The 26,857-nt window shown below is 46.5% G+C and carries 27 protein-coding genes; 25 read left to right on the top strand and 2 right to left on the bottom strand.

The annotated features are described in order from the left end of the window. The first annotated feature begins 20 nt into the window (after window positions 1-20). The 23 genes from J2Z70_RS11240 to J2Z70_RS11130 all read left to right on the top strand — a co-directional run bounded on the left by J2Z70_RS11240 (window position 21) and on the right by J2Z70_RS11130 (window position 23,791). Complete coding sequence (locus J2Z70_RS11240) at window positions 21-1,478, top strand: hypothetical protein (RefSeq protein WP_209872745.1); 1,458 nt, start codon at window positions 21-23, stop codon at window positions 1,476-1,478. Window positions 1,479-1,523: 45 nt separating this feature from the next. Continuing rightward, a complete protein-coding gene (locus tag J2Z70_RS11235; RefSeq protein WP_076079061.1) occupies window positions 1,524-1,829 on the top strand; it encodes a hypothetical protein in 306 nt (101 codons plus the stop codon). Between the two features lie 21 nt (window positions 1,830-1,850). Then, on the top strand, window positions 1,851-2,897 hold the full coding sequence (locus J2Z70_RS11230; protein ID WP_209872742.1) for an SAF domain-containing protein: 1,047 nt from the start codon (window positions 1,851-1,853) through the stop codon (window positions 2,895-2,897). Between the two features lie 5 nt (window positions 2,898-2,902). Next, window positions 2,903-3,472, top strand: a complete 570-nt coding sequence (locus tag J2Z70_RS11225) for a hypothetical protein (RefSeq protein WP_209872739.1) — start codon at window positions 2,903-2,905, stop codon at window positions 3,470-3,472. Window positions 3,473-3,478: 6 nt separating this feature from the next. Continuing rightward, a complete protein-coding gene (locus J2Z70_RS11220) occupies window positions 3,479-4,312 on the top strand; it encodes a hypothetical protein (protein WP_209872736.1) in 834 nt (277 codons plus the stop codon). Beyond that, window positions 4,305-6,152, top strand: coding sequence for an ATPase, T2SS/T4P/T4SS family (locus J2Z70_RS11215; RefSeq protein ID WP_209872733.1), 1,848 nt, complete (start codon window positions 4,305-4,307; stop codon window positions 6,150-6,152). The genes J2Z70_RS11220 and J2Z70_RS11215 overlap by 8 nt, the downstream gene beginning before the upstream one ends. Further along, the gene (locus tag J2Z70_RS11210) at window positions 6,149-8,230 is read left to right on the top strand and encodes a hypothetical protein (RefSeq protein WP_209872730.1); all 2,082 of its coding nucleotides are present in this window, start codon (window positions 6,149-6,151) and stop codon (window positions 8,228-8,230) included. The genes J2Z70_RS11215 and J2Z70_RS11210 overlap by 4 nt, the downstream gene beginning before the upstream one ends. 13 nt (window positions 8,231-8,243) lie before the next feature. Beyond that, the gene (locus J2Z70_RS11205; RefSeq protein ID WP_209872727.1) at window positions 8,244-8,756 is read left to right on the top strand and encodes a hypothetical protein; all 513 of its coding nucleotides are present in this window, start codon (window positions 8,244-8,246) and stop codon (window positions 8,754-8,756) included. 12 nt (window positions 8,757-8,768) lie between these two features. After that, entirely contained in the window at window positions 8,769-9,266 is a 498-nt protein-coding gene (locus tag J2Z70_RS11200; protein ID WP_209872724.1) for a hypothetical protein, read from the top strand. A 23-nt stretch (window positions 9,267-9,289) separates the two neighbouring features. Next, a complete protein-coding gene (locus tag J2Z70_RS11195) occupies window positions 9,290-9,847 on the top strand; it encodes a hypothetical protein (protein ID WP_209872721.1) in 558 nt (185 codons plus the stop codon). Further along, on the top strand, window positions 9,837-10,202 hold the full coding sequence (locus J2Z70_RS11190) for a hypothetical protein (RefSeq protein WP_209872719.1): 366 nt from the start codon (window positions 9,837-9,839) through the stop codon (window positions 10,200-10,202). Before J2Z70_RS11195 ends, J2Z70_RS11190 begins: the two co-directional genes overlap by 11 nt. A gap of 15 nt (window positions 10,203-10,217) precedes the next feature. After that, the gene (locus J2Z70_RS11185; RefSeq protein ID WP_209872716.1) at window positions 10,218-10,769 is read left to right on the top strand and encodes a hypothetical protein; all 552 of its coding nucleotides are present in this window, start codon (window positions 10,218-10,220) and stop codon (window positions 10,767-10,769) included. After that, window positions 10,756-11,742: a hypothetical protein gene (locus J2Z70_RS11180; RefSeq protein WP_209872713.1), complete on the top strand. Its 987-nt coding sequence runs from the start codon at window positions 10,756-10,758 to the stop codon at window positions 11,740-11,742. Before J2Z70_RS11185 ends, J2Z70_RS11180 begins: the two co-directional genes overlap by 14 nt. 15 nt (window positions 11,743-11,757) lie before the next feature. Beyond that, window positions 11,758-12,897 carry a copper amine oxidase N-terminal domain-containing protein gene (locus tag J2Z70_RS11175; RefSeq protein ID WP_209872710.1) on the top strand — a complete coding sequence of 380 codons (1,140 nt, stop codon included), beginning with the start codon at window positions 11,758-11,760 and terminating at the stop codon, window positions 12,895-12,897. Between the two features lie 99 nt (window positions 12,898-12,996). Beyond that, window positions 12,997-14,217, top strand: a complete 1,221-nt coding sequence (locus tag J2Z70_RS11170) for an S-layer homology domain-containing protein (protein WP_209872707.1) — start codon at window positions 12,997-12,999, stop codon at window positions 14,215-14,217. Window positions 14,218-14,370: 153 nt separating this feature from the next. After that, window positions 14,371-15,510 (top strand): copper amine oxidase N-terminal domain-containing protein, encoded by a 1,140-nt coding sequence (locus tag J2Z70_RS11165; RefSeq protein WP_209872704.1) that lies wholly within the window; start codon window positions 14,371-14,373, stop codon window positions 15,508-15,510. Between the two features lie 324 nt (window positions 15,511-15,834). Next, window positions 15,835-18,831 (top strand): DUF5704 domain-containing protein, encoded by a 2,997-nt coding sequence (locus tag J2Z70_RS11160; protein ID WP_209872701.1) that lies wholly within the window; start codon window positions 15,835-15,837, stop codon window positions 18,829-18,831. Window positions 18,832-19,025: 194 nt separating this feature from the next. Further along, entirely contained in the window at window positions 19,026-19,325 is a 300-nt protein-coding gene (locus J2Z70_RS11155) for a WXG100 family type VII secretion target (protein ID WP_076079049.1), read from the top strand. Between the two features lie 109 nt (window positions 19,326-19,434). After that, a complete protein-coding gene (locus J2Z70_RS11150) occupies window positions 19,435-21,246 on the top strand; it encodes a hypothetical protein (RefSeq protein ID WP_209872698.1) in 1,812 nt (603 codons plus the stop codon). 1 nt (window position 21,247) lies between these two features. Beyond that, complete coding sequence (locus J2Z70_RS11145) at window positions 21,248-21,772, top strand: hypothetical protein (protein ID WP_209872695.1); 525 nt, start codon at window positions 21,248-21,250, stop codon at window positions 21,770-21,772. Window positions 21,773-22,034: 262 nt separating this feature from the next. Beyond that, window positions 22,035-22,367: a hypothetical protein gene (locus J2Z70_RS11140; RefSeq protein ID WP_209872692.1), complete on the top strand. Its 333-nt coding sequence runs from the start codon at window positions 22,035-22,037 to the stop codon at window positions 22,365-22,367. Window positions 22,368-22,535: 168 nt separating this feature from the next. Beyond that, window positions 22,536-22,949 (top strand): hypothetical protein, encoded by a 414-nt coding sequence (locus J2Z70_RS11135; protein WP_209872689.1) that lies wholly within the window; start codon window positions 22,536-22,538, stop codon window positions 22,947-22,949. Between the two features lie 236 nt (window positions 22,950-23,185). After that, window positions 23,186-23,791, top strand: coding sequence for a DUF1349 domain-containing protein (locus tag J2Z70_RS11130; RefSeq protein ID WP_036721478.1), 606 nt, complete (start codon window positions 23,186-23,188; stop codon window positions 23,789-23,791). Window positions 23,792-23,831: 40 nt separating this feature from the next. Here the strand turns inward: J2Z70_RS11130 and J2Z70_RS11125 are convergent, their stop codons facing one another. Further along, window positions 23,832-24,377: a hypothetical protein gene (locus J2Z70_RS11125; protein ID WP_076079043.1), complete on the bottom strand. Its 546-nt coding sequence runs from the start codon at window positions 24,375-24,377 to the stop codon at window positions 23,832-23,834. Between the two features lie 123 nt (window positions 24,378-24,500). On the opposite strand from J2Z70_RS11125, the gene J2Z70_RS11120 reads away from it, so the two are divergent. Continuing rightward, on the top strand, window positions 24,501-25,097 hold the full coding sequence (locus tag J2Z70_RS11120) for a TetR/AcrR family transcriptional regulator (RefSeq protein ID WP_209872686.1): 597 nt from the start codon (window positions 24,501-24,503) through the stop codon (window positions 25,095-25,097). 22 nt (window positions 25,098-25,119) lie between these two features. Here the strand turns inward: J2Z70_RS11120 and J2Z70_RS11115 are convergent, their stop codons facing one another. Beyond that, window positions 25,120-26,082, bottom strand: coding sequence for an NADP-dependent oxidoreductase (locus J2Z70_RS11115; RefSeq protein WP_209872682.1), 963 nt, complete (start codon window positions 26,080-26,082; stop codon window positions 25,120-25,122). Between the two features lie 183 nt (window positions 26,083-26,265). Between J2Z70_RS11115 and J2Z70_RS11110 the strand changes: the two genes are divergently transcribed. Beyond that, window positions 26,266-26,853, top strand: a complete 588-nt coding sequence (locus tag J2Z70_RS11110; RefSeq protein WP_209872679.1) for a TetR/AcrR family transcriptional regulator — start codon at window positions 26,266-26,268, stop codon at window positions 26,851-26,853. Window positions 26,854-26,857 lie beyond the last annotated feature (4 nt).

The raw sequence follows: 26,857 nt of genomic DNA, 5'->3' as shown, positions 1-26,857 counted from the left end.
GATTATAGAGGAGGTTACATATGAAAAGCGTACATCTGGTCTGCTCGCCTGATCTCATCATGCTTTTGTCACGGTCACTGGAAAATGAGGGGTATGTGATCTCAGGTAAACATTCTACACTTCACAGCTTTATACGGGGTTTCAGCAGTAAAGAGGTAGATCCTTCTTCCATAGTCATTATAGAGGGCGGAGCAGGTCTCAGCACACCTGTGAAGTCAGCCGAAGTTGTCTCGTTCATGACATTAATCCGGAAGTATCTCAAAGCTACCCGGCTGATTGTTCAATTAGATCCGGCACTGAAAACAGATATTGAGTTCATCCGGACGATGGTCAATATGAATATTCACGATCTGCAGTTCACCACGGAATTCCGGGGTGAGGAGCTATTGAATTGGATCAGGGAGAAGAAAACGACAAGAGATTATTATAGCATCCTTGGCAAAAAGAAGCGCCTGTTCTCATTCAAGGGCTCAACCGCAGCCCCTGCTCCTGTTCAGCCTATGGAAGAATCTGAACAGGCTGCTGCCAGAACTGTGGATTCGCTTGCCCGTCCACAGCCGGCCGCAAGTCCAAGAACAGGAGCAGCACCGGCTGGTGTCAGGCAGGCTCCCTCCTCAGGCTCTGGCGGAGGGGGAGCTGCTCCCCGGCCGAGGCCAACAGCCCGGACAGAAGCTCCGGCAGCTGATGCCAGAACGCTGGAGAGTCTGGAACGATCTATACCGGTAGAAAGCCAGCAACAGCCTTCCTTAGCAGGAACTGCGAGATTACTAGGCAGCCAAGTGCCGCTGGTGATTGGCATCTGCGGTGCCGGGGGAGAAGAGGATGTAGGTGCTGCGGCCTTTTTGCTGGCTGCAGGACTGGCAGATCTGGGCTGGAAGCCGCTGGTATGCGGAGATAACCGGCCGGAGATCAGCTCGCTGGAGCAGATTGTATTTGAGGGCGAGCAAGAGGATTCCACTTCGACCATGTTTGAATATGAAGGGGTCACTTTCTATCGCAGGGGTTATGCGTGGGATATCTCAGAGCTCTTGGCCAGTGATTTCACTCATATTATTCTATGGCTGGATATTCATCAGGAGCGTAAGGGAATTAGCGGACTGGAGCTGTGGTGGAACTCGCAGATTCCTATCCTGATCGGTAATGGAGCCATGTGGAAATACGAGCTGCTCAAAGAGAAGCTAAACACGCTTAATCCGTATGAACGAAAGCGCTGCAGACTGCTGCTGGAGAATGGGCATCAGGAGGTGCTGCACATGCTGAAGAAGGACTTCCCGGAGATACAGGCGATGCTGATGCCTGCCCATCAAGATCCGCTATATCCGGATAAGGCGGCAGTGGAATGGGTGATGAAGCTGCTGAGTGTTCAGAAAAAACTCATTCGCAAGCAAACGCTGCTCTGGGCCATTGCAGGCACCGTTTTGTTTGTGACTTTACTATTAATAGGCATTGGATTTTCGTTTGTTCCGCAGAGCCGATAGGCTTGAAACAGTAGGATACCTTACCAATGATTAAGGAGGCTGAATATGGATTCAGGTACGGTTAGAGGGCTCGCATTCAATTGTCACCGGCTGCTGTCTCCTGCCCAGGAATGCAAGGATAAAATGACCGCTGCTATAACCGGACTTCCGGGTTATTGGGTGGATCTGGGCGGGGAAGAGTTCAAGAATCACTGCACAGATTGGATCCGGAAGATGGAAACCTTCAAGCAGGCGATTAGCAGCCTTGAGACGGATATGCTGAGATATGCGGATACCCTACAGGCAGAAGAGAAGGCCGCTGCTGACCGGGCTAAAGCAGCTGCAACAAAGATGACGGGGAAAATTAAATAGCCTGAGAAAAGAGGTCATGAAGTGGCAGTACGCAAGCGCAAAAAAATTCTACGATACACGATTATTTCAGGTTCTCTTGTTGCCGTTATTACTTCGGGTGTATGGTTTGCAACCTACCGCCACTATAATGCCAAGCTGATTGACGAACGGGCCGCTTATGAGCAGCAGCTGCTGGATAAGGATCAGGTCTTGCAGCGCTACATGGATCAGTCCCAGACCGCTTATGTGCTGATGACCCCTAAGCTGGCGGGTGAAGCTATTGCTGAGGAGGATGTCATCCAGGAGAAGCTCCCCAAGTTCTCCTCGCCCGATAATCTGATCGGCGAGTCCAAAGCGATTGTCGGTAAATATCTGAAGATTGATGTTATGCCGGGCACAGCAGTAACGACGGAGATGGTTCGTGATGAGGCGAGACTTGACCCGTCAGAGCGTAAAGAAGAGACGGAATATATCAAGCTTCCGCTCCGCCTGACGAAGAAAGATGTCGTTGATATCCGGATTGTATTTCCTAACGGTGAAGATTACATAGTAGTGGGCAAGAAATCGCTGAAGGACGTTGATTTGGCGAATCAGTACACCTTCTTCAATGATAATGAAGAAGAGGCGCAATTGCTTACTTCGGCTCTGGTAGATGCTTATATTAACAATGCAGAGCTGTATATGAAGCAGTATGTGGAGCCGGAGCTGCAGCCAGAACCCGTGATTAACTATGTGCCTAATCTGGATGTACTGGGCGTGATCAAGAGCAATCCGTCCATTATTGAACAGGCCAAGTGGGGGCTTGCCGAGAAGCTTCGTACAGAGCTGGATAAACGCCTTAAGGCTATTGACGATGGCAACAAAATCCGCATAGGAGCACAGGAACCAAGCGGAAGCGGAGTCAGCAAGCGGAAGTCTCAACAGGGAGCGGCACTGGAGCAGACTGCCCCGGTAGATCATTCGCAATCGGTGAACGGAATTATAGATCAGACCCATCAGGCGCCTATCGACTCAAGTACAGATCAGAATTCAGCGGGCTTAACGGAGGATGCACCGGCAACTGAGAATCAACTGCTCGAAGGAGAGTGACAGCTGTGAATATCGTTGTGGCAGGAGATTGCGAGAAGCATGATTTCATACTTGCAGCAGCAATGCTGCTGAAGAATTATTTTAACAATGAGGTTATGGTCATCACGGATAACAACAGGCATTATCAGTATTTAGATGGAGAGGCGTCCGGTATAACGATCACAGATTCCTCTGTTACCGAGAAGCCGGATATTGTGCTGTATGACTGGCATCAGGGTTACCCGGAAGGACTGGTGGATGAGGTTACTGTCTTTGCCACCACCTATGAACGTCACGCTATGGAGAACGTAGATACGCTGCTTAATCAGAAGCATCTCCCGGTTGTATTGCTGGTTATCGAAGAAGAATGCGGGCTTGGCCTGAAGTATATAGATCATTATTATCCGGTGATTACTTCAAAGATTAGCTACATTAGCAGCCCAGGCAGAAGAATTGACTGGATTCATGATGGAAGAGTGAACCTGAAAGTTGATAAGGATTTCGCTGAGGCTGTGAATGACTTCTTGATTGAAGTCTGTAATGTTCCAAAGCATGAGATTAAGAAGCTGTGGCAGTATGCACGGAAACGGGGGTAGTTCATTGTGCTTGTAGCTTTCTGGGGACCTGCCCAAGGGCAGGGGAGAACGACCTCTAATATGGCCGCTGTCGCGGCAACCATCGCGCTGGATCATCATATCCGGGTGCTGATGACCCATACAGATTCCGGACAAGGCATGCTGGAGTATATCTTCTCACAGACAAGATCCCTTGGTCAGTCTGTAAGCAGCTCGGGCGGGCTGGATGCGATTCAGCGGCTGGTGCAGTGCGGGATGCTTACTCCTGAAGGAATACGGGATCATGCAGAATCTATTCTTAAGAACCGCCTGGAGCTGCTAAGAGGGTCAGTGAGTACGGAGAAGCATGAGCCGGAGCTGTTGCTTCCGCATATTTTTAAAGACTATAGACGCTTTTATGATTTGCTGTTTGTAGAGATTGCTACCGGTGAAGACCCGGAGGTGGCTCAGATGGTTATGAAGCAGGCAGATTTAATTGTAGTGAATCTGAATCAGAGCCAGTCCAGTCTGAATGCCTACTTCACGCAGAAGGGCAGAGCTCCAGTGCCAGACAACAAACCGGTCCTGTATTGTCTGGGTTCTTATGAACGTAAAGCCAGATTTAATAAAGAAAAAATTATGAAGCTATACGGATTACATAAAAATGAAGTCGGCTTCATTCCACATCATATCAATTATATGGATGCTCTGAACGAACAACGCATCATTCCGTTCCTGCTCAAGACACGGGAAGCCAGGAAGCGGCTCTTGGATTTCAACGAGGATGTCTACTTCAATGATGCGGCACGCCAAATGGGGAAGCTGATCCTGCAGACTTTGGAGATATTCCCTGTAGTGGAATTGGACGCTGCGAATGATTAATATCATCCTGATCATTGTTGTGCTGGCTGCTATTGGAGTATTCCTGTACTTATGGGTAGGCAAAAGCAAGAAATCGGCGCCGCCTGCCGTTCAATTGAAGTACGATATGAACGAAATTGTGCAGTTTCTGAGGAGAGCCTTCGAGGAGATTATTGCGTCTTCACTCTATGAAGGAAGCCCCAGCGAGGAAGAATACAACCGCCGCAAGGCACGGCGCAGAGAACTGCAGAAGGCGCTGCGCTCTTGCATGCACGGCGATTTATCAGCGAAGAGATATGTGAAGCTCTATATGAAGGATCTGCTGCTGCAGACCTATGGGCTGGATGAGGGGAATGCAGATAAGGTGATACCCTTCGGTCATGCTAACCGGCTGACTTCCCAGGACTGTTTCGACATCCTGCTCTATACCTTCAAGAAAGATTATGGACAGAATGCCTTCAATGAAATGGTTAGCAAATACAATCTGGATACGCTGCATAGATTGCCTGATGGTTCTAAGGGCTACAAGGTTACCGAAGAGCAAATTCGCAGCATCTACAGCGCAGAGCAGCCGGGATTATCCTTTCAGGACAAGGTTGAGGTCATTGTACAGAGAGCGTACCAAATCTATAAAGGTCTGGGTGTGATTGATGAGCTGCGGGACCAGAATATTGACGGTGTCAACGGGGGGACAAGCGGGATGCCGCCGGATGTTGTCCAGACCACAGATTTTCTGGAGTATACGAAGCAGCAGCATTTCCTTCCGCAATCCTATGACGCTGTCTGGACCTTCTACCGCGGAAAGTCACTCCATCTGGAATTCTTAAGCTTCGGTTCGGAGAAAGAGCTCAAGCGGGTCTGTCAGAATATTTACGGCTTTGGAAATCCGGGACAGCTGAACGAATCCAAGGGTTACATTATTAATGACATGGCGGATGGAAGCAGAGTGGTGGTGGTCCGCCCCAAAATGGCGGAGAGCTGGGCTTTTTTTGTCCGCAAATTCAATGACTCCCTGGTAGAACTGGAGCAGCAGATTACAGATGAAGGGGCGCCGCTGGCTATAGAAATGCTGGAGTTTCTGATTCTGGGTCATCAGGTTACTGCAATTACCGGCCGGCAGGGCTCCGGGAAAACCACCTTGCTGAAGGCACTGATCAAGTACATTGATGCAAAGAACATCCGTATTCAGGAGACATCCTTTGAGATCTGGGCGAGAAAAATGTATCCGGGCAAAAATATTCTGTCCTTCCGGGAGACTCCTTCTGTCAGCGGACAGGATGGGCTGGATGTGCAGAAGAAAACCGATGGTGCGGTGAATATCGTCGGTGAAGCGGCCACCCACAGCGTTGTCAGTTATGTCATTCAGGCAGCCCAGGTGGCTTCTGAATATACGCTCTTTACGCATCACGGCAAAACATTGCCCAATTTGATCAGCGCTTTGCGCAACAGCCTTGTCGCTTCGGGAGCCTTCAGCAATGAGAAGATTGCCGAGGTTCAGGTCGTTGAGGCGCTTGGCTTCAATGTTCATTTGGTATTGCGTGCCGGCAAACGTTATATCGAGCGCATTACCGAGATCATTCCGGCGGACTCACAGTATGAGTATCCTCAGGAATATAAGAACCGGGAGACTCCTATGGAGAAGCTGGATGCATTCATGGATACCATGTCCGAATATTTCGGACGGATGACGGACCGGCGTGCTTACAGCTATACAGATATCATCGTCTGGGAAGCCGGGGAGTACGTAGCGAAGCAACCGATCAGCAGCCGGAAAAGAGAAGAGATGCTGAAGAATATGGATAAAGATGAGGCCGGGCGTTTTGAAGCCTTTATCGAACAATATTGGGGGCAGTCCGCATGAATCTGCAAACAGTAATGTTGATTGTCCTGATCTCCCTGGGCCTTTTGCTGGCTATTCTGCTTATTCTGCTCAGTATCGTGCAGCGTAAATTAAAAGGAACACAGTATCAGGAGCAAAGACGCCTGAAGGCACTGCTTCCCACACGAACCAAGGAGAAAAGGTGGCTCGAACAAGCACATAAAGCCTACCCGGTACTGGACGAGCTGCCGGTGGTGAAGAAGCTTCTTCACCGTATCCGTTCTCGTCTGACGATCATCCATGCCGGTAATGAGATCATGGTCAGAAGCCGTTCGGCTGCGTTGACAATCATGATAGTGGCCTGCATTCTGCTGATCTCGCTTCTGTCCTTCTTTTGGACCACTTCATGGGTAAGCCGGGTAACCATTATGCTGGTCTCCGTCTATATGGGAGGCATCCTGAGTGATCTCTTCATCGGACGGTTAGTGAAGCAGATGCTGTATGACCAGTCCTCCATGATTCTCGACATCCGGCATGAATATCATCAGACGCATATGGTACAAGTCAGCCTGGAGAATTCGGCGGAGCGCTCCAAGCCGATGGTTGCTGTACACGCCCGGCAGATTGCCGGAATTCTTGCGGCAGTAGATCCGGAGGATGAGCTGCAGAAATATTATGAAGTAGCACCGAACCGGTACATGAAGCAATTGGCCGGAGTCAGTTACAAGATAGGCGAATATGGTGATGCGGATATTCATAAAGGGGAACGTTCCATTTACTTGTCCATGCTCGGCAACATCAGAGAAGAGATCCATATGGATATTAACCGCCGGGAGCGGATTGACCGGCTGCTGTATGGCATCGTTTTTGTGGCAATCTCACCAGTCTTCATGCTGGACCCGATTCGTAATTGGGCGGAGAATATGTTTCCGATTGTATCTAATTACTATAATTCTGCGTGGGGGCTGTACTCATTAATCCTGCTGTATATCACTTTTATTGTATCTTTTATTGCGCTGCGGATTCTCAAGGGTGTGGATGAAGATACCCAGGCGATCAAGGATGAAGGGAAATGGCTGAACCGGCTGCTGAAACAGAAATGGGTCTTCCGGGCAGCAGACCGGATTACTCCGGCAGAGCATGAGCCAGTTCATTTCAAGGTTGCCCGGCGATTGAAGGATGCCAACTCGGGGTTGTCCCAGCATGCTTATTATCTGCAGAAAAGCTTAACGGCAGCTGGGATTTTCCTGCTGATTCTGGTGCTTCAATTCTCTATCCATGGGAGCATCAGGCATAACCTTCTGCACCCCAATGTGCAGATTACGACAGGCGGCAATCAGACCGAATCGCAAAGGATGCTCAGCGAGGAACGATATGTCTTTGAACAATCATTAATGGGCGAACTGATAGCAAAGGATATTACACCGGATGAGATGCTGATCTATATTCAGGAGAAAGCGGAAAACAAGCATTTTTTGCAGTTCAATACGGATCAGAATGCGTATGCGCAGCAATTGATTCATCAGGTAGACCAATATCATCAGGAATACTTCAAATGGTATGAGCTTGTGCTGGCTTTTACGCTGGCCTGTGCCGGCTTCTACGTGCCCGATCTGTTCCTGCTCATCCGCACACAGCTCCGGAAATGGGAAATGCAGAATGAGGTGGACGGCTTTAATACTCTCTCGATGATGTTATCCCAATTTCCCAATATTAGCGTGTATGAAATGATAGAGTGGCTGCACCGGTACAGCTACATCTTCGAACGGCAATTGCTGCGGTGCATGCTGGACTATGAAGCCGGTGGCTGGGATGCCATCGACCGGCTGAAGGAGGATGCACGGTTCGTCCCGCTTGAACGTCTGGCAGACCGCTTGCAGGTTGCGGCAGATCTGATTCCGGTGAAGAAGGCGTTTGATGACATGGATGCGGAGCGGTCGTTCGCCATGGATCAGCGTAAGGAGCACTATGAGAAGGTAATCAGCAGGAAGAACACACTGGGTAAAATGTTCGGGTTCTTGCCGATGCAGGCAACGTTCACCTTATATTTACTGCTTCCCTTCGTCTATATGGCCTTCCAGCAGCTGGGTGACCTGACTGTTGTAACTGGCAAAATGTGAAGGAGATACAGGCATGGAGAATATAGCAAGCTTCTTGAAGACCACCATATCCATTCTGATTACACTAGCCATCATCTCAGCGGGGCTGTTCCTCTGGGGTAAAACACAGCCTGTAGTCGAGCTGGCCAACAGCCAAGCGGCCGCACAGGCCAGGGAGCTCTCGGAGCAGCAATATTCCGCCTTCGATAACCAACTGGTCAGCGGTTCACAGATTCTGACCGCTTACCGGCGGTATGAATCGGAGCAGAACTTCTGTCTATATGTGGAACGGCCATATGTCTATGGTCAGACTGATTCTAATAGATACATTAGTATGAACCCAAGCGGAGACGGCTATTGCCGTGCCTTTGATTATTCCTGGGGGCAATTTAAAGAGGGAACGGGGAATGATCCTAACACAGTGAAGGACAAGATGATCTCGGATGCTTCTAGCCAATACTATATCAGCCCCCAATCCAGGTTCAGGGCGACGCTAATCAAAGACCACAATGAGCGGATTGCCGCTATCTACTTCAGGGCTAAATAAAGGGAGGGCACTATGGAAAATATCTCAACAGGACTCAAATGGGTCATCGGGATCATCGTTACCATTCTGATAATCGCTGCCGGAGTCAGCATCTATCTGGTCATTAACAACTACTTCATCCGTGCCCAGGAGCAGACGCTGGCCCAGACCCAGATGATTAACCAGGCAGAGTTCAACAGCTACGATAACAAGGATGTCTCCGGTCAGGATGTAATTAATGCGGCGATGCGTTATAAGGGGCGCCCGCAGTTCGCGATAAAGATATATACGGGGGAGAATAAGACTGAAGGATTTTATGCGGAGAATACGTATGGTGCTAATTATGAAGTTCCGGGTTCTGATGGAATTGTAGACTTGAGTAATAACACTGGTGAGAAGGGCAAAAGTGTTTCTCAAATGCTGGATATAAAAAATGATGATTGTAACGTGAATACGCTGGGACGCTTCCACGCTCAAGTGTACAGAGACAAGAACCAAGAAGTCAGACTCATTGTATTTAGACAGCCTTAAAATAACGCAAGAGGAGAGCAACTATGGAGAATATATCAACGGGACTTAAATGGGTGATCGGAATTATAGTAACTATTCTAATTGTAGCGGCGGGTGTAAGTATCTACCTGGTAATTAACAATTATTTCATCCGCGCCCAGGAGCAGACACTGGCCCAGACTCAGATGATTAATCAGGCGGAGTTCAACAGTTATGATAATAAGGTTGTCTCTGGCCAGGATGTAATTAATGCGGCCATGAAGTATAGAGGACGTCCGCAATTCTCTATTCTAATTAAAACCGGAGTGAATTTGGCGGGCTTCTACGCAGAGAATACTTATGCAACTTATTATGGTATTCCAGTAAAGCCAGGGACCGACCCCACCAATACCACCCCCACTGGTTTTGTAAATAATGAATCGGATGATCATTATAGTGTCTCCCAAATGCTGGATCAGAGTAAAACATTGGATAATAATGAAGATAATTACAATATAAATACACTTTCACTTTTTAAGGCCAACGTATATAGAGACAAGAATGATGAGGTCAGATTAATCGTATTTGATCAAAATAACATCAATAAAGAAAATGAAGACTAGCACCCAGTTCCTCCTAACCCTCTTTGCCTGGATTTTGTTCGCTATGGGCGGCTTTACGTTTCTGCGGCTGGAAGGGGAGAACTCTGCTGCTGAATTCCGGCAGCCGGAGCAGCGAACAGTGGCATCGGCGTTATACACAGGAACAGGTGATTTGAAGCGAATAAGCGGAGAGCAAGTGCTGGGCATGATCCCTGCGGCGCTCGAGGGAGACTATATTTTATATATCGACGGCATGGTTATTAATGAAGCTACAGATCTCACAGCAATTGATTTACGTGGAGTGCCGGGTACGGCTTATCAGTTAGAGGTTACCCGGACGGATGAGATGATTAAGCAAATCTCTGCCACCCGTTGAGAAAGGAGAGCCTGTATGGCAGATGCACTTAAAGGTGTAATTATCGTAATTCTACTGGCTTTCGTGTTCGGGGTGTATCCGGCATTCCGCCAATCTGAAGTTGTCGAGAGGAATACTAAGCTTGCAGCCAATGCAGCGGTAGTGGAATTCGTCGATACGGTTCGCAGCAAAGGGTATGTGGACGTAGGCGATTATGAGCTCTTCCTTCATTCGCTGGATGCCTCCTACGGTGTATTTGACGTCAAGCTGGAATATTACAAAAAGAACCTGCAGCCCTTATATGGTAATCCGGATGATTACTCCACATTCCAGAACAGCTTCAGTGTCCGGTTCGATGGCTATTTCACCAAAGATATACTGAATGTCTTGTATCCGGCTTCTGGTCCTTCATTCGCAGAGGATGATCCCCATAGAAGATTCACTATGCATGTGGGCGACTTATTCAATGTCCGGCTGGAATCCGAAGGCACAACGCTGGCCTCACGGATGCGCTCTCTGCTGTTTCATAGTGAACTGATTCCGGTCAATCTGAAGTACGGGGGGATGGTACGTAGTGAAGCCCCTTAGTGTGGTGCTTATTTTTCTGATTCTGATCATCCCGCTGGTGCTCATGAATGACACGCGAGCGGAGCTTCAATTATCCAATCAGGAGATGTATAAACGCTATTCGGATGACTTTCAGTCTGCGGTGGATGATGCGGGAGGCTACCTGGCACGGCTGGAGAAGCAGCCAACCACCACAGCGGTGCATTACGGGAGGGAACGGCAGCTGCAGTTGGATCAGGATGTGCTCAGTGTATTTTACAGTAATCTGGCTATGAAGTTTGGACTGGAGAATAATCAGAGCGCAATCAATAATCTGAAAATACATATTCCTGCACTGGTGATGTTCGGTTATAACGGATACACCTTAGTGACTCTGGACGACACAGCCAGCTACAGCGGAGATAAAGAGCTGACACCTGTCAATTGGCCTGAGCGGCCCTATTACTATAAGCTGAGGAACGGTAACTTGCTCTATTTTACTTTGGATGATCATGCGCGGGTGTATGATACCGGCTCTAATGAATTCTACGAAGGTGAGTATGCAGCACTGACTGCAGAGACCAATCTTGACCCGCTTACTTCGATCGATAGATTTCGAGAGGTGAGGCAGAGTACGATCACTTCACTGGTGGAAAAGGATCTGGCCACAGCCATTAACAGACATCTGGAACTGGTGAGACGGATGGGATTATCCGTGCAGTTCACCCTCCCGCGCGGCTTACACGAGCAATCCATACAGGACACCGGTATTATGGCGTTTATCCAAGGATATCCGCTTCCAGGTGGAGAGCTGCTGGATGCTTACTCTTTAGGCAGCGGGGCGGTCATGCAGCGGAAGGGTCTGGTCGGAACCCGGAATGCCGCAGGCAGGCATATTGCTTACGGAGAAAGCTGTCTACCAGCCGGAGCTACTGTGATAGAAAGCCTATTCGATCCGGAGGAGGCTGTGCGGAAAGGGTATTTTATTGAGGATTGTTCGGTCTATATTCATTAGCAAAGGAGAAATGAAATGAAATTATTCAGCATCAGTAAAAGCTTAATCATAGGAATGAGTGTAATGGTGAGCATGGTATTGACGATGAATACTGCGGGGGCTGAAGGAACGGCATCCCAGGCGGTAAGCGTGATTTTTGACGGGATCAAATCCCCGTTATCGGCAGGATATCCCTATGCAGAGAATGGAATAACGATGATTCCGTTCCGCATCATCTCCGGCAAGCTGGGGACACAATCAAGCTGGAACGCAGCTACGAAGGTGCTAACCCTTAAGCAGAAGGAGAATAATATTATTCTTACTGTAGGTTCTTCCTATGCCAAAGTAAACGGAGTGCCTACAGCACTCGGAGCCAAGGTAGTACAGAAAGACGGGATGACGATGATTCCCCTAACGGTTGTCAGCGATCTTCTGGGTGCAGAAGTCGAAGTGGATGAATTGATTCAAAGTGTACATATTCATACACCTGGTAAAGAGCTTGGCAAGCTGGACGATTTCGGCAGAAAAATTCGTACGACAAACCTGCCGAAGAATTATAAAGACTACCCTTATATTCTGGAAGACATCCCCAATGAAATGTATGAGATGAAAAACACCATAAATTACGTTGCCAAGGAAGCTGATACTGGGGCGAAATTGTATGCTACTAAAGAAGTGACAAGTGAAGGTATAGCAAAGGTCATAAACCGGATGAATATCGGTTATAATCTTCGCTTAAGTGTGGATTACAAGACCATCAATCCGGCGAGCTTTGCCCGGGAAGTCTTTAAGTATGAGAATCAGTCCGTATCTATCCGGGAAGATGATATCAGAAAATATGCCGAATGGGTGAAGAAGAACAGAATTCAGATTGAAGGGTCAATCGATCCGGAGCCATCAGTCATGTATTATCCTGGAACAGGGGATTACCGTGTCCGGTCCAAGTTCCGGTTCAGAATTAATAGTTTTACAGAGTATAAAGATTTGATACTTGATGAGTATTTTTCGACCACACACTATATGAACAATGAGAGATTAAAAAAGGGAGTCTGGTATGAAGGGTATGCTGATATAGCGGTGTCAACAAATTACTATAATGGGGACCCATTTAAGCATATGACAGTAGATGCATTATCCAGTTTGTTTGAAAATTCAATTATGTATGAAGTGAAGTGATGCTTCGATCGATATTTTTCGTGAGGTGAGGCAGAGTACGATCACTTTCACTGGTGGAAAAGGATAGTCTAATACACTTGAATTGAGAGGGTGTTATCTATGAATAATAATCTAGTGAAAAGCATCAAAAAAACAATGGTTGTTCTGGTACTGCTGGCTACAGGCCTAGCTTCATTCCCAGCCTCCGGAGTAAGGGCAGATTCTGTTCAATTCAGTGATATTCCGGCGAATCATTGGGCGAAAGGCGGAATTGACTCGGCAGTAAAAAAAGGCATTGTAGTTGGATATCCCAGCGGACTATTTATGCCGAACGCGAATGTAAGCCGTGCAGAATTCATCAAGATGATCGTGACTGCCACTGGTCAAACTGTGGAGCCGACGGAAGGGAAATGGTATGAAGGCTACGTCAATGCTGCGGAACAGGCTAAGCTGTACGTTACCAGTGATTTTGCTAATTCGGAGCTGGAATGGAACGCGAAAATAACTCGCAAGGAGATGGCACGTATTGCTGCCCGTGCGACTGGATTAGAGACGAAAGAAGATGACAAGTGGATGTATCTGGCTACGAAGACGGGCTTAATCTCTGGACTGGGCGCAGGCAAGCTTGGAGAAAAGGAAAATACCACTAGAGCCCAAGCAGTAGTTACTGTCGAGCGCGTGTTGACGGTTAAAGGCGGAGGTAAGCTGCCTATAGATAAGTACGCCGTTGGAAGCGCAGAATTGGTCTGGCACAAAACGAATATTTTTACGGTCATGCCGGAGATTATGACGACTGGTGATCCTATGAAGGATTTAACCGTGGCCGATCTTTGGAAAGAAGATAAGATGAAAATCACTTCTAAGGATGGTCTTTATAGCGCCGAACTAGATGAACTGCTTGTCATTGACTTAGCTGATAAAAATGATCCGAATTTAGCTCAAATTCCTGATTTAGCTACTTTGAAATGGAAAAACACCTTTGATAATTCACCCGATGGGATTAGGATAACTGAAAAATACTTGGATAGTTACTTGATCTATACAAAGGGCCATGTAAACTTCAATAATGATACTAAAAGATATTCACCAACCAGTCTTTTTATAGTCGAGTTTGGTGGTCTTGAAAATGATGATTATAAATCCTTTGCCAATGGAAATTTAAATGCCAGAGCCCTTGTGTTCCAAAAAAAACCAGCAGATTTACCTATATACATACTACCGAAAAGTGGATGGGTGAACAAAAGGGGCATAATCGTTTCTATTTCAGTTCCCTCATATGCTGCTTACTATTCCTTACGAAATGAAATTATAAGAATTGCAGGCCCTAATCGTATTCAATAACAAGAGTGGTGGAGAAGCATTGATAAAAAAACGATCAAAAATCATAACAATGATAAATATAGTATTCTTTATCCTCGTTATTTTTTTGATCTTGTTCCTACAATTCAAACCGGTACAAATGAATGAGTGGTCCATTAGCAAAGGAGAAATGAAATGAAAGTATTCGGCATCAGTAAAAGCTTAATCATAGGAATGAGTGTAATGGTGAGCATGGTATTGACGATGAATACTGCGGGGGCTGAAGGAACGGCATCCCAGGCGGTAAGCGTGATTTTTGACGGGATCAAATCCCCGTTATCGGCAGGATATCCCTATGCAGAGAATGGAATAACGATGATTCCGTTCCGCATCATCTCCGGCAAGCTGGGGACACAATCAAGCTGGAACGCAGCTACGAAGGTGCTAACCCTTAAGCAGAAGGAGAATAATATTATTCTTACTGTAGGTTCTTCCTATGCCAAAGTAAACGGAGTGCCTACAGCACTCGGAGCCAAGGTAGTACAGAAAGACGGGATGACGATGATTCCCCTAACGGTTGTCAGCGATCTTCTGGGTGCAGAAGTCGAAGTGGATGAATTGATTCAAAGTGTACATATTCATACGCCAGGCAAGGAGCTTGGCAAGCTGGACGATTTCGGCAGAAAAATTCGTACGACAAACCTGCCAAAGAATTATAAGGACTACCCTTATATTCTGGAAGACATCCCAAATGAAATGTATGAAATGAAAAATACCATAAATTATATTGTCAAGAGAGCTGACACTGGGGCGAATTTGTATGCTATTAAAGAAGTGACAAGTGAAGGTATATCAAAGATCATTAAACGGATGAATATCGGATACGATCTGCGCTTAAATGTGGATTACAAGACCATCAATCCGGCAAGTTTTGCCCAAGAAGTCTTTAAGTATGAGAATCAATCCGTATCCATTCGTGAGAATTATATAAGAGAATATGCTGAATGGGTGAAGAAGAACAGAATTCAGATTGAAGGGTCAATCGATCCAGAGCCTTCAGTCATGTATTATCCTGGAACAGGGGATTATCGTATCCGGTCCAAGTTCCGGTTCAGAATTAATAGTTTTACAGAGTATAAAGAATTGATGCTCGATGCGTATTTTTCGACCACACACTATATGAACAATGAGAGAATAAAAAAGGGAGTCTGGTATGAAGGGTATGCAGATATAGCGGTATCCACGAATTACTACAATGGAGACCCATTCGATCATATGACAGTAGGTGCAACTTCCAGTTTGTTTGAAAATTCAATTATGTATGAAGTGAAGTGATGGAAGATGCGGCGCAAGAGTGGCTATAGTGTAATATTTATTCTCTTAACTTCTTTGTTGTTATCTTCATTATCAGGTATTGCTGAGGCTGCATTTATGGCTAGCTTTAAAAATGGGGCATTTAGCTATACAACCATTTCTAATGAAGCCACTTCAAGCATCCGCTTTCAAACGGTAGGCTGGTATATTCACACAGAGTCAACGTGCAAGGTTGTCGAAGGTGAAGAACAATGTGATCCCACGAAATTACCGGCCAACAAACGGTTCAAATTGCAGGATTCTGGCGGAGGACATATAGAATCGGAAACTATCGCTAATGGGAAGGTGACTACAAACTTTGTCTGGACCAAAGCCGAGGTTCTGGACGCTATCGGTAAAGCGAAAGCGGAGCAAGTCATTTCAGAAGGGACTCCGTTATACGCCAGCGCCATTATGCGTGTAGTCACAGGCCCAAGGTCGAACCCAACCCAGGTATCAGGACCCTACCATACGTTATACGATATCAAGCATGCAGAATCTTGGGCCAATCCCGGAGATTTCAGACAATACTTTGATGTCACTGTACCTTTTGAAGGGGAAGATTATCCCGTTACTATGATTCTTAAGCTGTCCAACGGGACGGTCGTGAGTAAACAATTAATCGGTAATTATAAGGCGGGCTTTACTATAACCAAATCTTTCCCGCTAACCGTTGAATCTGGAGGACAGTCCTATGCGATTGACCAGTCTTGGCTTTCACCGGTTCTGAGATCAGGCGAACAGCTATATATTCAGCGCAAATCTGCAAATGATCCAGGTTTAGTTCAGCGTAACTTTAAGGTGTATGTAGGCGGAGTTAATATGGTAGCCAGTTACAAAAAAGTAAATACTCCTCCGGATCCGGGTGGAGGAGAAGGATCCGGTGAATGCACATTTACCATTGAACCGCCTAGCACCGCCGGATCGCCGCAAACATCCTTTATGGAGCCTAGCGCGAATGGAGTCATTAAGGGTGACGATTCAGCGAATGGAATTCATTTTGAAGCACCTATAGGCATTCCTACTTCAGAGAGCTTATATGCTAATGTCTGGGGCAGAAATTATTTGTTTGACCATACCTTTGCCAATATGAAAGGTCAAGTCCGCTACTCCTGCAAAGTAGAAGTCACTTACCCTACGAAGTGGGAGGAAGCGCAGCCGGATCTTCCGGGGCCTGATAATACAACGATTCCCCAGTTGCCGTTGCCTAAAAATTCATTTTTCAAAAAAACGTACACCTTTGACTTGACCCCAAGAGAATATGCCTACTGGCAAGTAGACAAGCTATCCGTCTACCAAATCGATCAGGCCCGAATGGCAAACTATGCATTGCCTGGAGGGGAAGTGACTCTATACCCTAACAATTATGAAGCACCCGTAATTGAACTTGCCAATAGCACAGAGGTTGAGGACCATGTTGTTCCTAAAGAGACGGGGAGTCTATCCTTTACACCGGATGTAGTAGATGGAGGCGATCATGAGCCAACTGAAAATGATGTCGATGATACAGCAACACTCAAAGAGCTGGCAGAAAGCCAAACCGAAGATCCTGAGGTTCAAAATGACCGTCTAGTCTTTAACGGGGAGACGATTATGGATGATAGTGTTGCTACAGGAACCGGACCCGTTCCGGGAAGGATTCCAGATCCGCCCATGATTGGAGACGAAGTGCTCTATGAAGGCGGGCTGATGATTAACAGATACTTGCTTAACCGGCCGGATACAATCAGTACGGGGACAATCTATTACACTATGCTACCCGAAAATGTGGATGGAGAGGGGGATAAGGAGTATCCCATTTCCCCGATTAACTCCGTGACAGTCCATACCCCAGTCGTCAATTACTCCCAGCTTCCTGATGACAACCGGCCGTTCGACCAGCGGATGGCGCCGGATATGACACGGACAGTGCTGATTCTGGACCGGCCCTTCACGGTATATTTTACGGAGAGCGGTCAGCATCTGGGGATTCCGGGGTATGGCAACCGGGACTACGGTAAATATACGAAGGATAAACGCATTCAATTTCCGTTCGGGGTGTTTCAGGGCAGTCAATACTATCCCGACAATACCTGGATATCCATCCCGGTGGGCACACCAGCTATGACTTTTACTCTGCCGACCTGGGTGAATGAAGGCGACTATACTGTGCGTACGCAGTCTTGGGCGATTAATGCCCCGTCAGACGGCGAATATCTGTGTCAGCAGAACCTGAATGGAGATCTTGTCAATTACTGTGCAGCGGAAAGCTTCAATGTGGGTGTGGTGGGCCGGCTGTTTGATTTTAGAATCTGGGATATTGGAGATTTCCGGTTTGAAAAGGTATTTCGTACCGGGACAGGCACTCTTGCGCATAGTACTGCAATGTACTATACCGGCGGCAATGATGAGAACGGAATTCCCACGGCTTTGAACGGACAGCCACAATGGCAGCTGCCGATCCGCAAGGGCTCTCATCCCACGGAGCAATTGACGGTACCGCATAACGGATATTCCTTTCTGTTTGATTTTCGGACCATCGGGAATCTGTGGCAGCCGGGCGAGGGGATAAGGATTGAACCCAGCTTCTACTTCATCCCCAAGACTGGAGGTGCTGCGGCCCCTGTAGATCTGTACTATGACATTTCCGGGTCGAAGAATAAGATGATTGGGGTGGGCTCTTCCAAGGACAAGCTTAGCTATAGCCGTACTTACCGCCTGGCAGATGGCTTGCGGAATATTGCGGATGGTGAGCTATCCACTTCAGCCAGCTACGAGTATAACTATATACTCACCCAGGAGGAGCGGGAGAAGAAGCCGTGGATCAAATTCTACCCGCAATATCTGAAGCGCAAAACCAACATTGGAACAGGCTATAATCTCGAAGTGTTGTCCTACAAATCCCGTACCCTGGTGGGTCCAACGGACATCCCGGCAGTCGTAGATCCAATCACGGCTGTACGCAGTGTTCAGCATTGGTATGGCGAGTATAACCTGCCCATTGCCCCATATATCCTGCCAAAAGGAACGAATCTGCTCAATCTTGCGAATCAATACGGGGGTTCACTGGACGGGTATGAGCCAGAATTTATTACCGGCGGCTACATCCTTGTGAAGTTTGAAATCTACACCCTCAAGAACGGAGATGCGGATACGCGGATTCTGGGCTACAAGGCGCCGATTGCGAATATGTGGGCGATTGAGGGACAGATGACGGGCGCTACAGATGAACGGGGACAGACCTTTTACTTTTCATCCGGGGATATTATGCTCTTCGAATCAGATTTCTCGGTGCGTAATGACTATCTGGGACAGGGCAGATAAGAGATTGAATTAAATTCCTTAGTAGTTAAAAATAATATTTAAAGGGATTATATATAAGATTATTGATTCCGTTGACCGATAATAATGGAAGAGCAAACTGATGCTATATTAATGAATTTGGAATTTCTCATAGACTTACAAGATTTTCTGAATTCATTTTTATATAAAACATTTAATCAAAGGAGCGGTTAACTATGGCAAGCCCTAAAGTTACATTGGACTATGAAGGATTGAAGAAGCAGGCAAGTGTGATCCTGAAACAAAAGGCGGATTTCGACACCTTAATTAAAAACGTAAAAACTACCACGCAGAACCTTAATCAGGTGTGGGATGATGCTGCTGCCAAGAATTTCACGGAAAAAGTGAATGCTATGGACAAAACGTTCAAGCAATTCTCCGAGGCACTGAAGGGTTTGGGAGATCACATGAACAATGTATCCGATAAATACAAAGAGCTGTCGCAGGCAGTTATTAAGGCACAATCCGGCTTCTAAAATGATTCGTTTATACCCATACTCCATGAGCTTTATTACATAAGAAGGCAATTAGCTATGCAGAACGCTGCATAGCTAATTTTATGAGCTGCAAGCGGGGAGGAAGCATATGGCTTCAGCAAAGCTTATATTTGATACCGATCAGGTCCGGCGTCTGCAGACGAAGATCGGACAGGTGAGTCAAGATACGAACCGGCTGTATCTGCAGATGAAGGGCCAGGCGGGAAGTTGGAGCGGTATTCCGGTGGGTGACCGTCTAATGAAAGCCCAGATGCTGATGAACGAATTAACCGCAGAGGCAGAGAAGCTGGAGGATATCATCCGAACTGCCCTTAAGGGAGTCGAAGGACTCCAGGCGGAGAATGCACGAAATGCGGACCTGTGGGATCAGCAATTCAGTGCATTCGCAGGGATGCTCGGGAGTTATGGGACACAAGAGGTTGGTGGACGGACGTCAATCCCGCCTTTTGCACAAAATGCGGCTACGAATCTAATCCGTTCGTTCGCTGCCCTGCAGGGGCGGGATGAGCTGGATAGCGATCCTGTCGTGAAGCAGCTGCGGATGAGCATCCAGACCTCGGGGCTGGGAAGCCCCGGAGCTATTGCCGCCGAGAGTAAGCTTAAGGATATCTTCACAGCACGGTATCAGATTGCGAAGGAGCAAATGGCTTATAAAGTCTACGAGAGCTTTGGGAACAAGAGTCAGATGAATGCAGTGCATCTGCAGGCAGAAGAAGCGCGCCAGACACTGGCTTCACTGGGGATAGATGAAGTGCACTATACAGCGGGTAAAGACCTGAGTAAGTACTTCAAGCATCCGGTGCTTCAGGCATGTGACTACGATCCCTCCATCTTAACAAAGAGTGTGCCGCTGCCTAAGAATGAATCCTATCTGCTGCTGCTGCGGATGGCCATGGAGCCTGGAGATAAAGGCGGGTGGGCGAAAGGCCAGTTGCAGGCTATACATGCAGGAGGTATCATGCCAGATTTGGCGGATTGGGAGAGCCAGCCGGCCAAAAAGGATTTTATCGATAAATACCTGGTGGACCCTCTCATTGAATTATTCACGGGAGAGAAACCGCAGCCTAAGACGCAACTGGAGCAGGTACTCTCCGCCCAATTCTATAGCATGCAGATCGAGCAGCAATTCGTACTCAGTGATCTCTCCAGCGAGTTCGAGTCCGTCTTGCGTGGAGCAGCGAGTGCAGACCGGATTAGCGAAGTCTTCGGGACGGGGACCGTTAACGTGAGGACCGGAACGCAAAAGAACAGACAAATAGAGCCTGACAGTGGAATAACTGGAAGCTCTTTTGGTAAGATGAAAGCGTTGGATGAGGTAGAGGTTAAGGGCCCCGCAAAATCTTTGCTGGAGGATTTCGATTCTGGGGTTAGAGGGGTTGGGGGGAAAACAAAAGCTGTAATACCTCAGCCAATAGATCCCCGTGGAGAACCTATTCAGTTCATTCCTAATTTTAAACAAGAAGAGATCGCTTTACAGACATATGAAAAACTTAGATCATCTGGTTTAGACACCATAGAATTAGAAACCTTTTCAAGGAATACGGGACTTAGTTTTGAAGAGGCGATTCAATTAAAAACACATGTAATACTAACTGAAAATGTTAATTTAGTGGATACTATTAACGGCAAGTATTATTATAAGGGTTACTTTGACCCAGATATTGACATTGCATATGGATGGGAAAAATCACTGAAAGGGGAATTGTCTGGCGAGGAAAAGGCTTGGTTTAGACAATTAGCTGACCACGAACTAGCTGAAAGTAAAATGATGCAAGAAGGATTGCCATATCGTGATATCAACTATTTCAAGGATGGTATAATTAACGAAGGTACAAAAGGTGCTCATGAACTAGCACCACCACAACCGGGTGGGTTTCCAGGTTTTAAACCAAAATTTTGAGGTGGGAAAATTGAAAACTAATTTGGAACAAGCGAAAAAAAGAATATTAAATATTGACTGGAATCTTATTTCCATAGATAAACCTTCACATGTGATCTTAGTGACAGAATTTATAAGAAGAGGAAATATATTTTTGGATTTTAATTCCAAAGATAATAATAGACGTGCTATATTTAATGCTTCCGAGATCATTGATTTTAGCATGCCTGAGACTATAAAAGAGGAAAATAGTAGATTAATAAGTGTTAACTTAGATTGGACTACAGAATATCTTTGCGATTTTTATCTTGAATGGTCATATGCGATGGACCAAGAAGTACCTATCGCTCTACAATTTCATGATCTTTATGACCCGATTATTAAGTTGTTTGAGAGAGGGGGAAGAATTAGTTATCATCATAATGAGTTAGTATGTGGAAATCATGCATGGGCGCGTAACTCTGGAGCAATAACGAGAGATATTCCTCCACAAGACATAAGTGATGAAGTTTTAGATAGAATTGACCTTGATAATGGTGGAAATTAAAATAGCAAGTTCTCTTAGCAGAAAATTCACTATTTGAATAGTATTGTAGTGTGACTTTTTGAAAATCAATTTCGATAGTCCTTTATGGAAAGCAGGTCAACTATGGATATACAATATCATATAGGGCTTGCTTTTTATTTTGTTCCTTTAGATTAGAGGTGAAGTTAAGTGAAGCCTTTAATTATATCAAAACAATAAGAGAAAGCTCCATTGCGTATCTAAGATCGATATAACTTTAGAAATTATTGAGGGGTTGCTCCCAATGCTATGTAATTATAAAGAACTTGAACGGTTTATTGCGGAAGATTTTGAAGAATTTTTGGAGGAAGGCTTATCATTATCGCAAGTCACAGAAAAATTACTTGTTGAATATCATCGTGGAATCGTAAGGAGTAACGTTGAGAAACTAGTTGTTTTTTTGACAGTTGCTCTTCTTTCTCTTGAAAAAAATTATCTTAGAGAAGATATACAAAGTGAATTAAATAGTATTATTGATATTTCCTCGACAACATTAAAGCAAGAATTAGCAACTGAGGATGCTAAGAAGGTTTTGCAGGATATCGAAAAATATAAGCAGAAATCGATGAATGGGTAGAGGAAGGGAAACACATGAAAGATTGGAGTTATAAAGAACTCAGAGAATACATTTGGAAATTTATGTAATCAAAGTTGGTGATAATTTTACAAGCGGTTACCCTACAGGCAAGATAAACGCATCACGCCCGTCAGGTTTTTAATCTCTAAATTAATTGGAGGCATCAAAATGTACAAAGAACTAGATAACCTTTTATGTGCTGATACAACAGTAGATTCTTGGTACGATGATGGCTGTGTCATTGCAAGCGAGATACTCTCGGATTTTGATCCAAGGGATTGGGATGAATTGTCTAATCAAGTGCTTAGTAAACCAATAGATTGGCAGAGGAAATTAGCATACTGCTTGGATAATGAATGCAATGTATATGAACTTAATATTCTACTGTCCTTACTCGCTATAAATGATGAGGAATTATTCGAGATATGCATTGATACACTGCGGAGTTATACAGATCAAGACAGTAAAAAAATTATATTGGATAAACAGGAGGTTTTTAAACGGGTGAACGATCTATTACTCACTGCTAACCTACCAGTAAAAAAAATCCTTCAAGATTTTCTTGCGAAAATTAATTTGTGATTTTATGATAATCCACCTATTTATGCTGTCTTTGCAATAATCGCCTCTATTTCCTCCACAACCTTAAAGCAAGAATTAGCAGCCGAGGATGCTAAGAAGGTTTTGCAGGATATTGAAAATATAAGCAAAAATTGATGAAGGGGGATTATACTTTTGAGATCTATTTGTATTTTTGATATATTATGAGAATGCGTTTACAATTCATAAGAATTATCCATTAATAGGAGGACTACCAAATGACCAAGACTGATTTCGCAGCGTACCAATGGATGAATGAGGGGAACATCAGGTTTGAGGATGACAGTATTATAATAGAGGCCACTGCTAACAGTGATTTTTTCTGCAATAACGGGGCGGTTGCGGAAGAAGGGCTGACGCCTGAGAGTCTGACCAACGCGCCTTTCTTCTATACTGAAGTATCCGGGGATTTCGTGCTGCGGGTGAAGGTAAGTCATGACTTCCGGGACACGTACGATTCTTCTTCCATTATGATTATGCAGGATCTGTCGGTCTGGGCGAAGGCTTGCTTCGAGCTGACAGATTTTGATACCCACGCAGTGGTCAGCGTAGTTACGAACCAGACCTCGGATGATGCGAACGGCTGCAATATTGAGGGTAATGAGGTATGGCTGCAGGCCGCCAGATCCGGGAATGCCTTTGCTTTTCATTATTCGACCGACGGCGTACGGTTTGACATGATGCGTTTCTTTAACCTTCCGGTGGGAGACACAGTCAAGGTTGGGTTATTGGCGCAGGCCCCTACTGGCGATGGCGGGGATAGAATCTACAAGCACTTCTCACTGGAACAGCGGACGGTGAAAAATATAAGAGCCGGCATATAAGCCGGCTTTTTTCCGATGAACCAGCTGCTCCTGCCGGAGCTTAGCTCGAACCTTTGGCCTGTCTGGGCCAGATGAAATAAGTAACAGTGATGATCAGGTCAATGCCGACCACCACGGACCATACAGTCAGGATACTTAACAGCGCCTCCGTGCGGGCGGCATCGTCGATCCACAATATCAATCCATACAGAATACCGGCAGCGAGCACAAAAGAGAGCAAGTGCTTCACCCAGCCCTTGAAATAATGCTTGGCATGGTCCATGCCGTAACGCTTGGCCGGCTTCGTCCCTTGCTTGGTAACATAGTAGCGGAAGCGTTCGTCGGCCCAGGCGATCATGCTTTTACCGAATACAAGAGACACAGAAATATACACAGCCGCAAGCGCATGGGCTGTCGTAGCGGTAGCGCCCCGTGCCAAATCCACGCCGGAAATCAGTAACAGTAGGATATCGAGGACCGGAGTCATCGCCAGGAAAATCAGCCCCAGTGTAGGACGCTTGAAGATATAACGCGCAGTAAAGCCTGCAAGAATGACCACCCAGAACAAGACCTCACAGGTCACAATCGCCCATGCCACCAGATTCATATAGCACCCCTTGTTATTGTTGATAGTAGTTATAGCCTAGTCGAAGTATAACAGCGGTTTTTAAATAGTACAACCGTATTATTTAAATTGTGCTTATTATTTCGGGTATGCTACAATATGGGCATGCCAAAAATTGTAGATCATTCCGAACGAAAATCGAATATTGCCGAAGCCACCTGGCGGGTCATTATCCGGCAGGGAATCAAAGGGGCTACGGTGCGTAATATTGCTGCCGAGGCGGGTGTTTCTTTGGGCGCGCTGCGCCATTATTTCTCCACTCAGCATGAATTGCTGGAGTTTGCTATGAATCTGGTAAAGGAGCGCGTAACAGCGAGGATTGTGGACATTATGCAGTCGGAGCTTCCTCCGCGGGAGCAGATTATGAAGGTGCTGCTGGAGCTGCTCCCTACGGACGACAGCAGCATGGCTGAGATGGAGGTATGGTTCGCATTTACCTTCCATCTCAAGACTGGCGGGGAGAAGCCTGTTGAGCTTAATGATGCGATCTATCCGCTGATTGTGCAGATTATTGACTACCTGGATCAGCACGCACTCTTTAAGCAGGGGCTGGATAAGGGGGATGAAGCTGAACGGCTGTATGCTCTGATTGACGGCCTGGCCCTTCATGCCATGCTGGAGCCTGACAGGATGAATAAACAACGTGTGATCCGGGTGCTGAATATTCACCTGGAATCTATCTGTACTCCAAGTGCGACATAATAGTCTGTTTCTGTATAATGTTCTATCCCTGTCTCAGAATCACTAATTTCCCCCGAACCTTCCGGGTCTCATAATGATTATGCGCACCTACTATCCCCTGCATTGTAAACGGGAAAATCTCCTCCACATGCACCTTAAGCTTATGCTCGCGGACTTGCTGGATAATGGAAGCCAGATCCTTTGGGTTCGGCTCGATATAGGCAAACTGGGCTTCGATTCCGCGAACCTTGGGGTGGTTGGTGATCATCGGGTCTACCAGGGAGATTAGCCTGCCGTTGTCCTGCAGAATCTGAAGGTTCTTCTGTTCGGTTGCTCCTATTCCAGTGTCCGCATCAATGGAAGTCTCTCTCACCATATCCAGTACAATATCTACTGTTCCGGTTGCTTCTGCGAAATCAGTGTTCGTGTAGTCAATAACCTCATCTGCTCCAAGCTGCCGCACAAATTCATGATTATACTCCCGTGCTGTGGCCAGGACATAGGCGCCGTGCCGCTTGGCCATTTGCACTGCAAGATGTCCTACCCCTCCAGCGCCAGCGTGAATAAGAATCCGCTGGCCGGAATGCAGCTTGCCGTACTGGAATAAGGACTGCCAGGCAGACAAGGCAGAGGCGGGCAGGGCGGCAGCTTCCTGAAAGGAAAGCTCAGGCGGAATAACAACCGCTGAGTTCTCTTCCAGAGCTAAGAAGTCTGCGTAACCGCCGCCGGACCTGGAGAGCCCCATGACGCGGTCGCCCACCTTCAGCCGTGACACATTTTTCCCAATCGCCCTCACTATTCCGGCTACTTCTACTCCCAGCACATGGGGGAACTGCAGCTGCATCAACTCCTCGAATGCGCCTGAGCGCACCAGTTGGTCAGCGGAACTGACAGTTGTGGCGTACATTTCAATGAGCACCTGAGTCTCGGTGATAGCGGGAGTAGGGAGTACCTCTTCTGTGAATACTTCGGGATTACCATAATGCTGAATAGCAATTGCATGCATAGCTGAATCCTCCGATCCGTGTATTTTGAACCTCTGTTGATTTAAGGGTAGACGTTCACTATAATGATCCTACCAGTGTGGTATAGCTGCATCAATTGCTAGAATTTCGGAATGTGTTCAGTATTGTACAGAATCTGTTGAAGTGTTCAATTCAAGGCGAACGGGGCGAAGAAGGGGTTATCTATGGATAGAAGGATACGTAAATCGCAGGAGGCTATTATTGAAGCCTTTATCCAGCTGATTGCAGAGAAGAACTTCGAACAAATTACGATAAACGAAATAGCCGAGCGGGCCAATGTAAGCCGGGGCACCGTTTATTCGCATTATACCGACAAATACGATCTGCTGGACCAGTGCATCAGGACACATTTTGTCAAGCTGATTGACAGCTGTCTGCCGTGCGGCGAACAGGCGCTGTTTCCTACTGAGGCGGCTCTGCACTATACGTTCCGTTACCTCGATGAGCATGCTTCGTTCTATGCAGCGGCGCTGGCTAACCAAGGGGTTCCCGCGTTCCGAAATCGTCTGCAGGCGGTACTGATACGGGGATTCGACAAACAGATGGATATGGGCGGCATTAACAAGATGATGGACAAGGGAATCCTGGTGCAATTTCTGGCTGTGGCAATGACCGGCATGATCGAACAGCTGGTTACGCGTGCAACGCCTTATTCAGCAACAGAGCTATCCGGGCAATTGTGGGCACTCATGGAGCGTAACCAGATGGTCCCGCCGTCCGCTCCGCTTTCTATTTCTACCAAATTGTTCTAGAATG

It is taken from the genome of Paenibacillus silagei, from assembly GCF_017874735.1.
GTDB classification, from domain to species: Bacteria; Bacillota; Bacilli; order Paenibacillales; family Paenibacillaceae; genus Paenibacillus_AQ; species Paenibacillus_AQ silagei.
The sequence above is the reverse complement of the archived record's forward strand: the minus strand, read 5'-3'. Positions and strand labels throughout refer to the sequence as shown.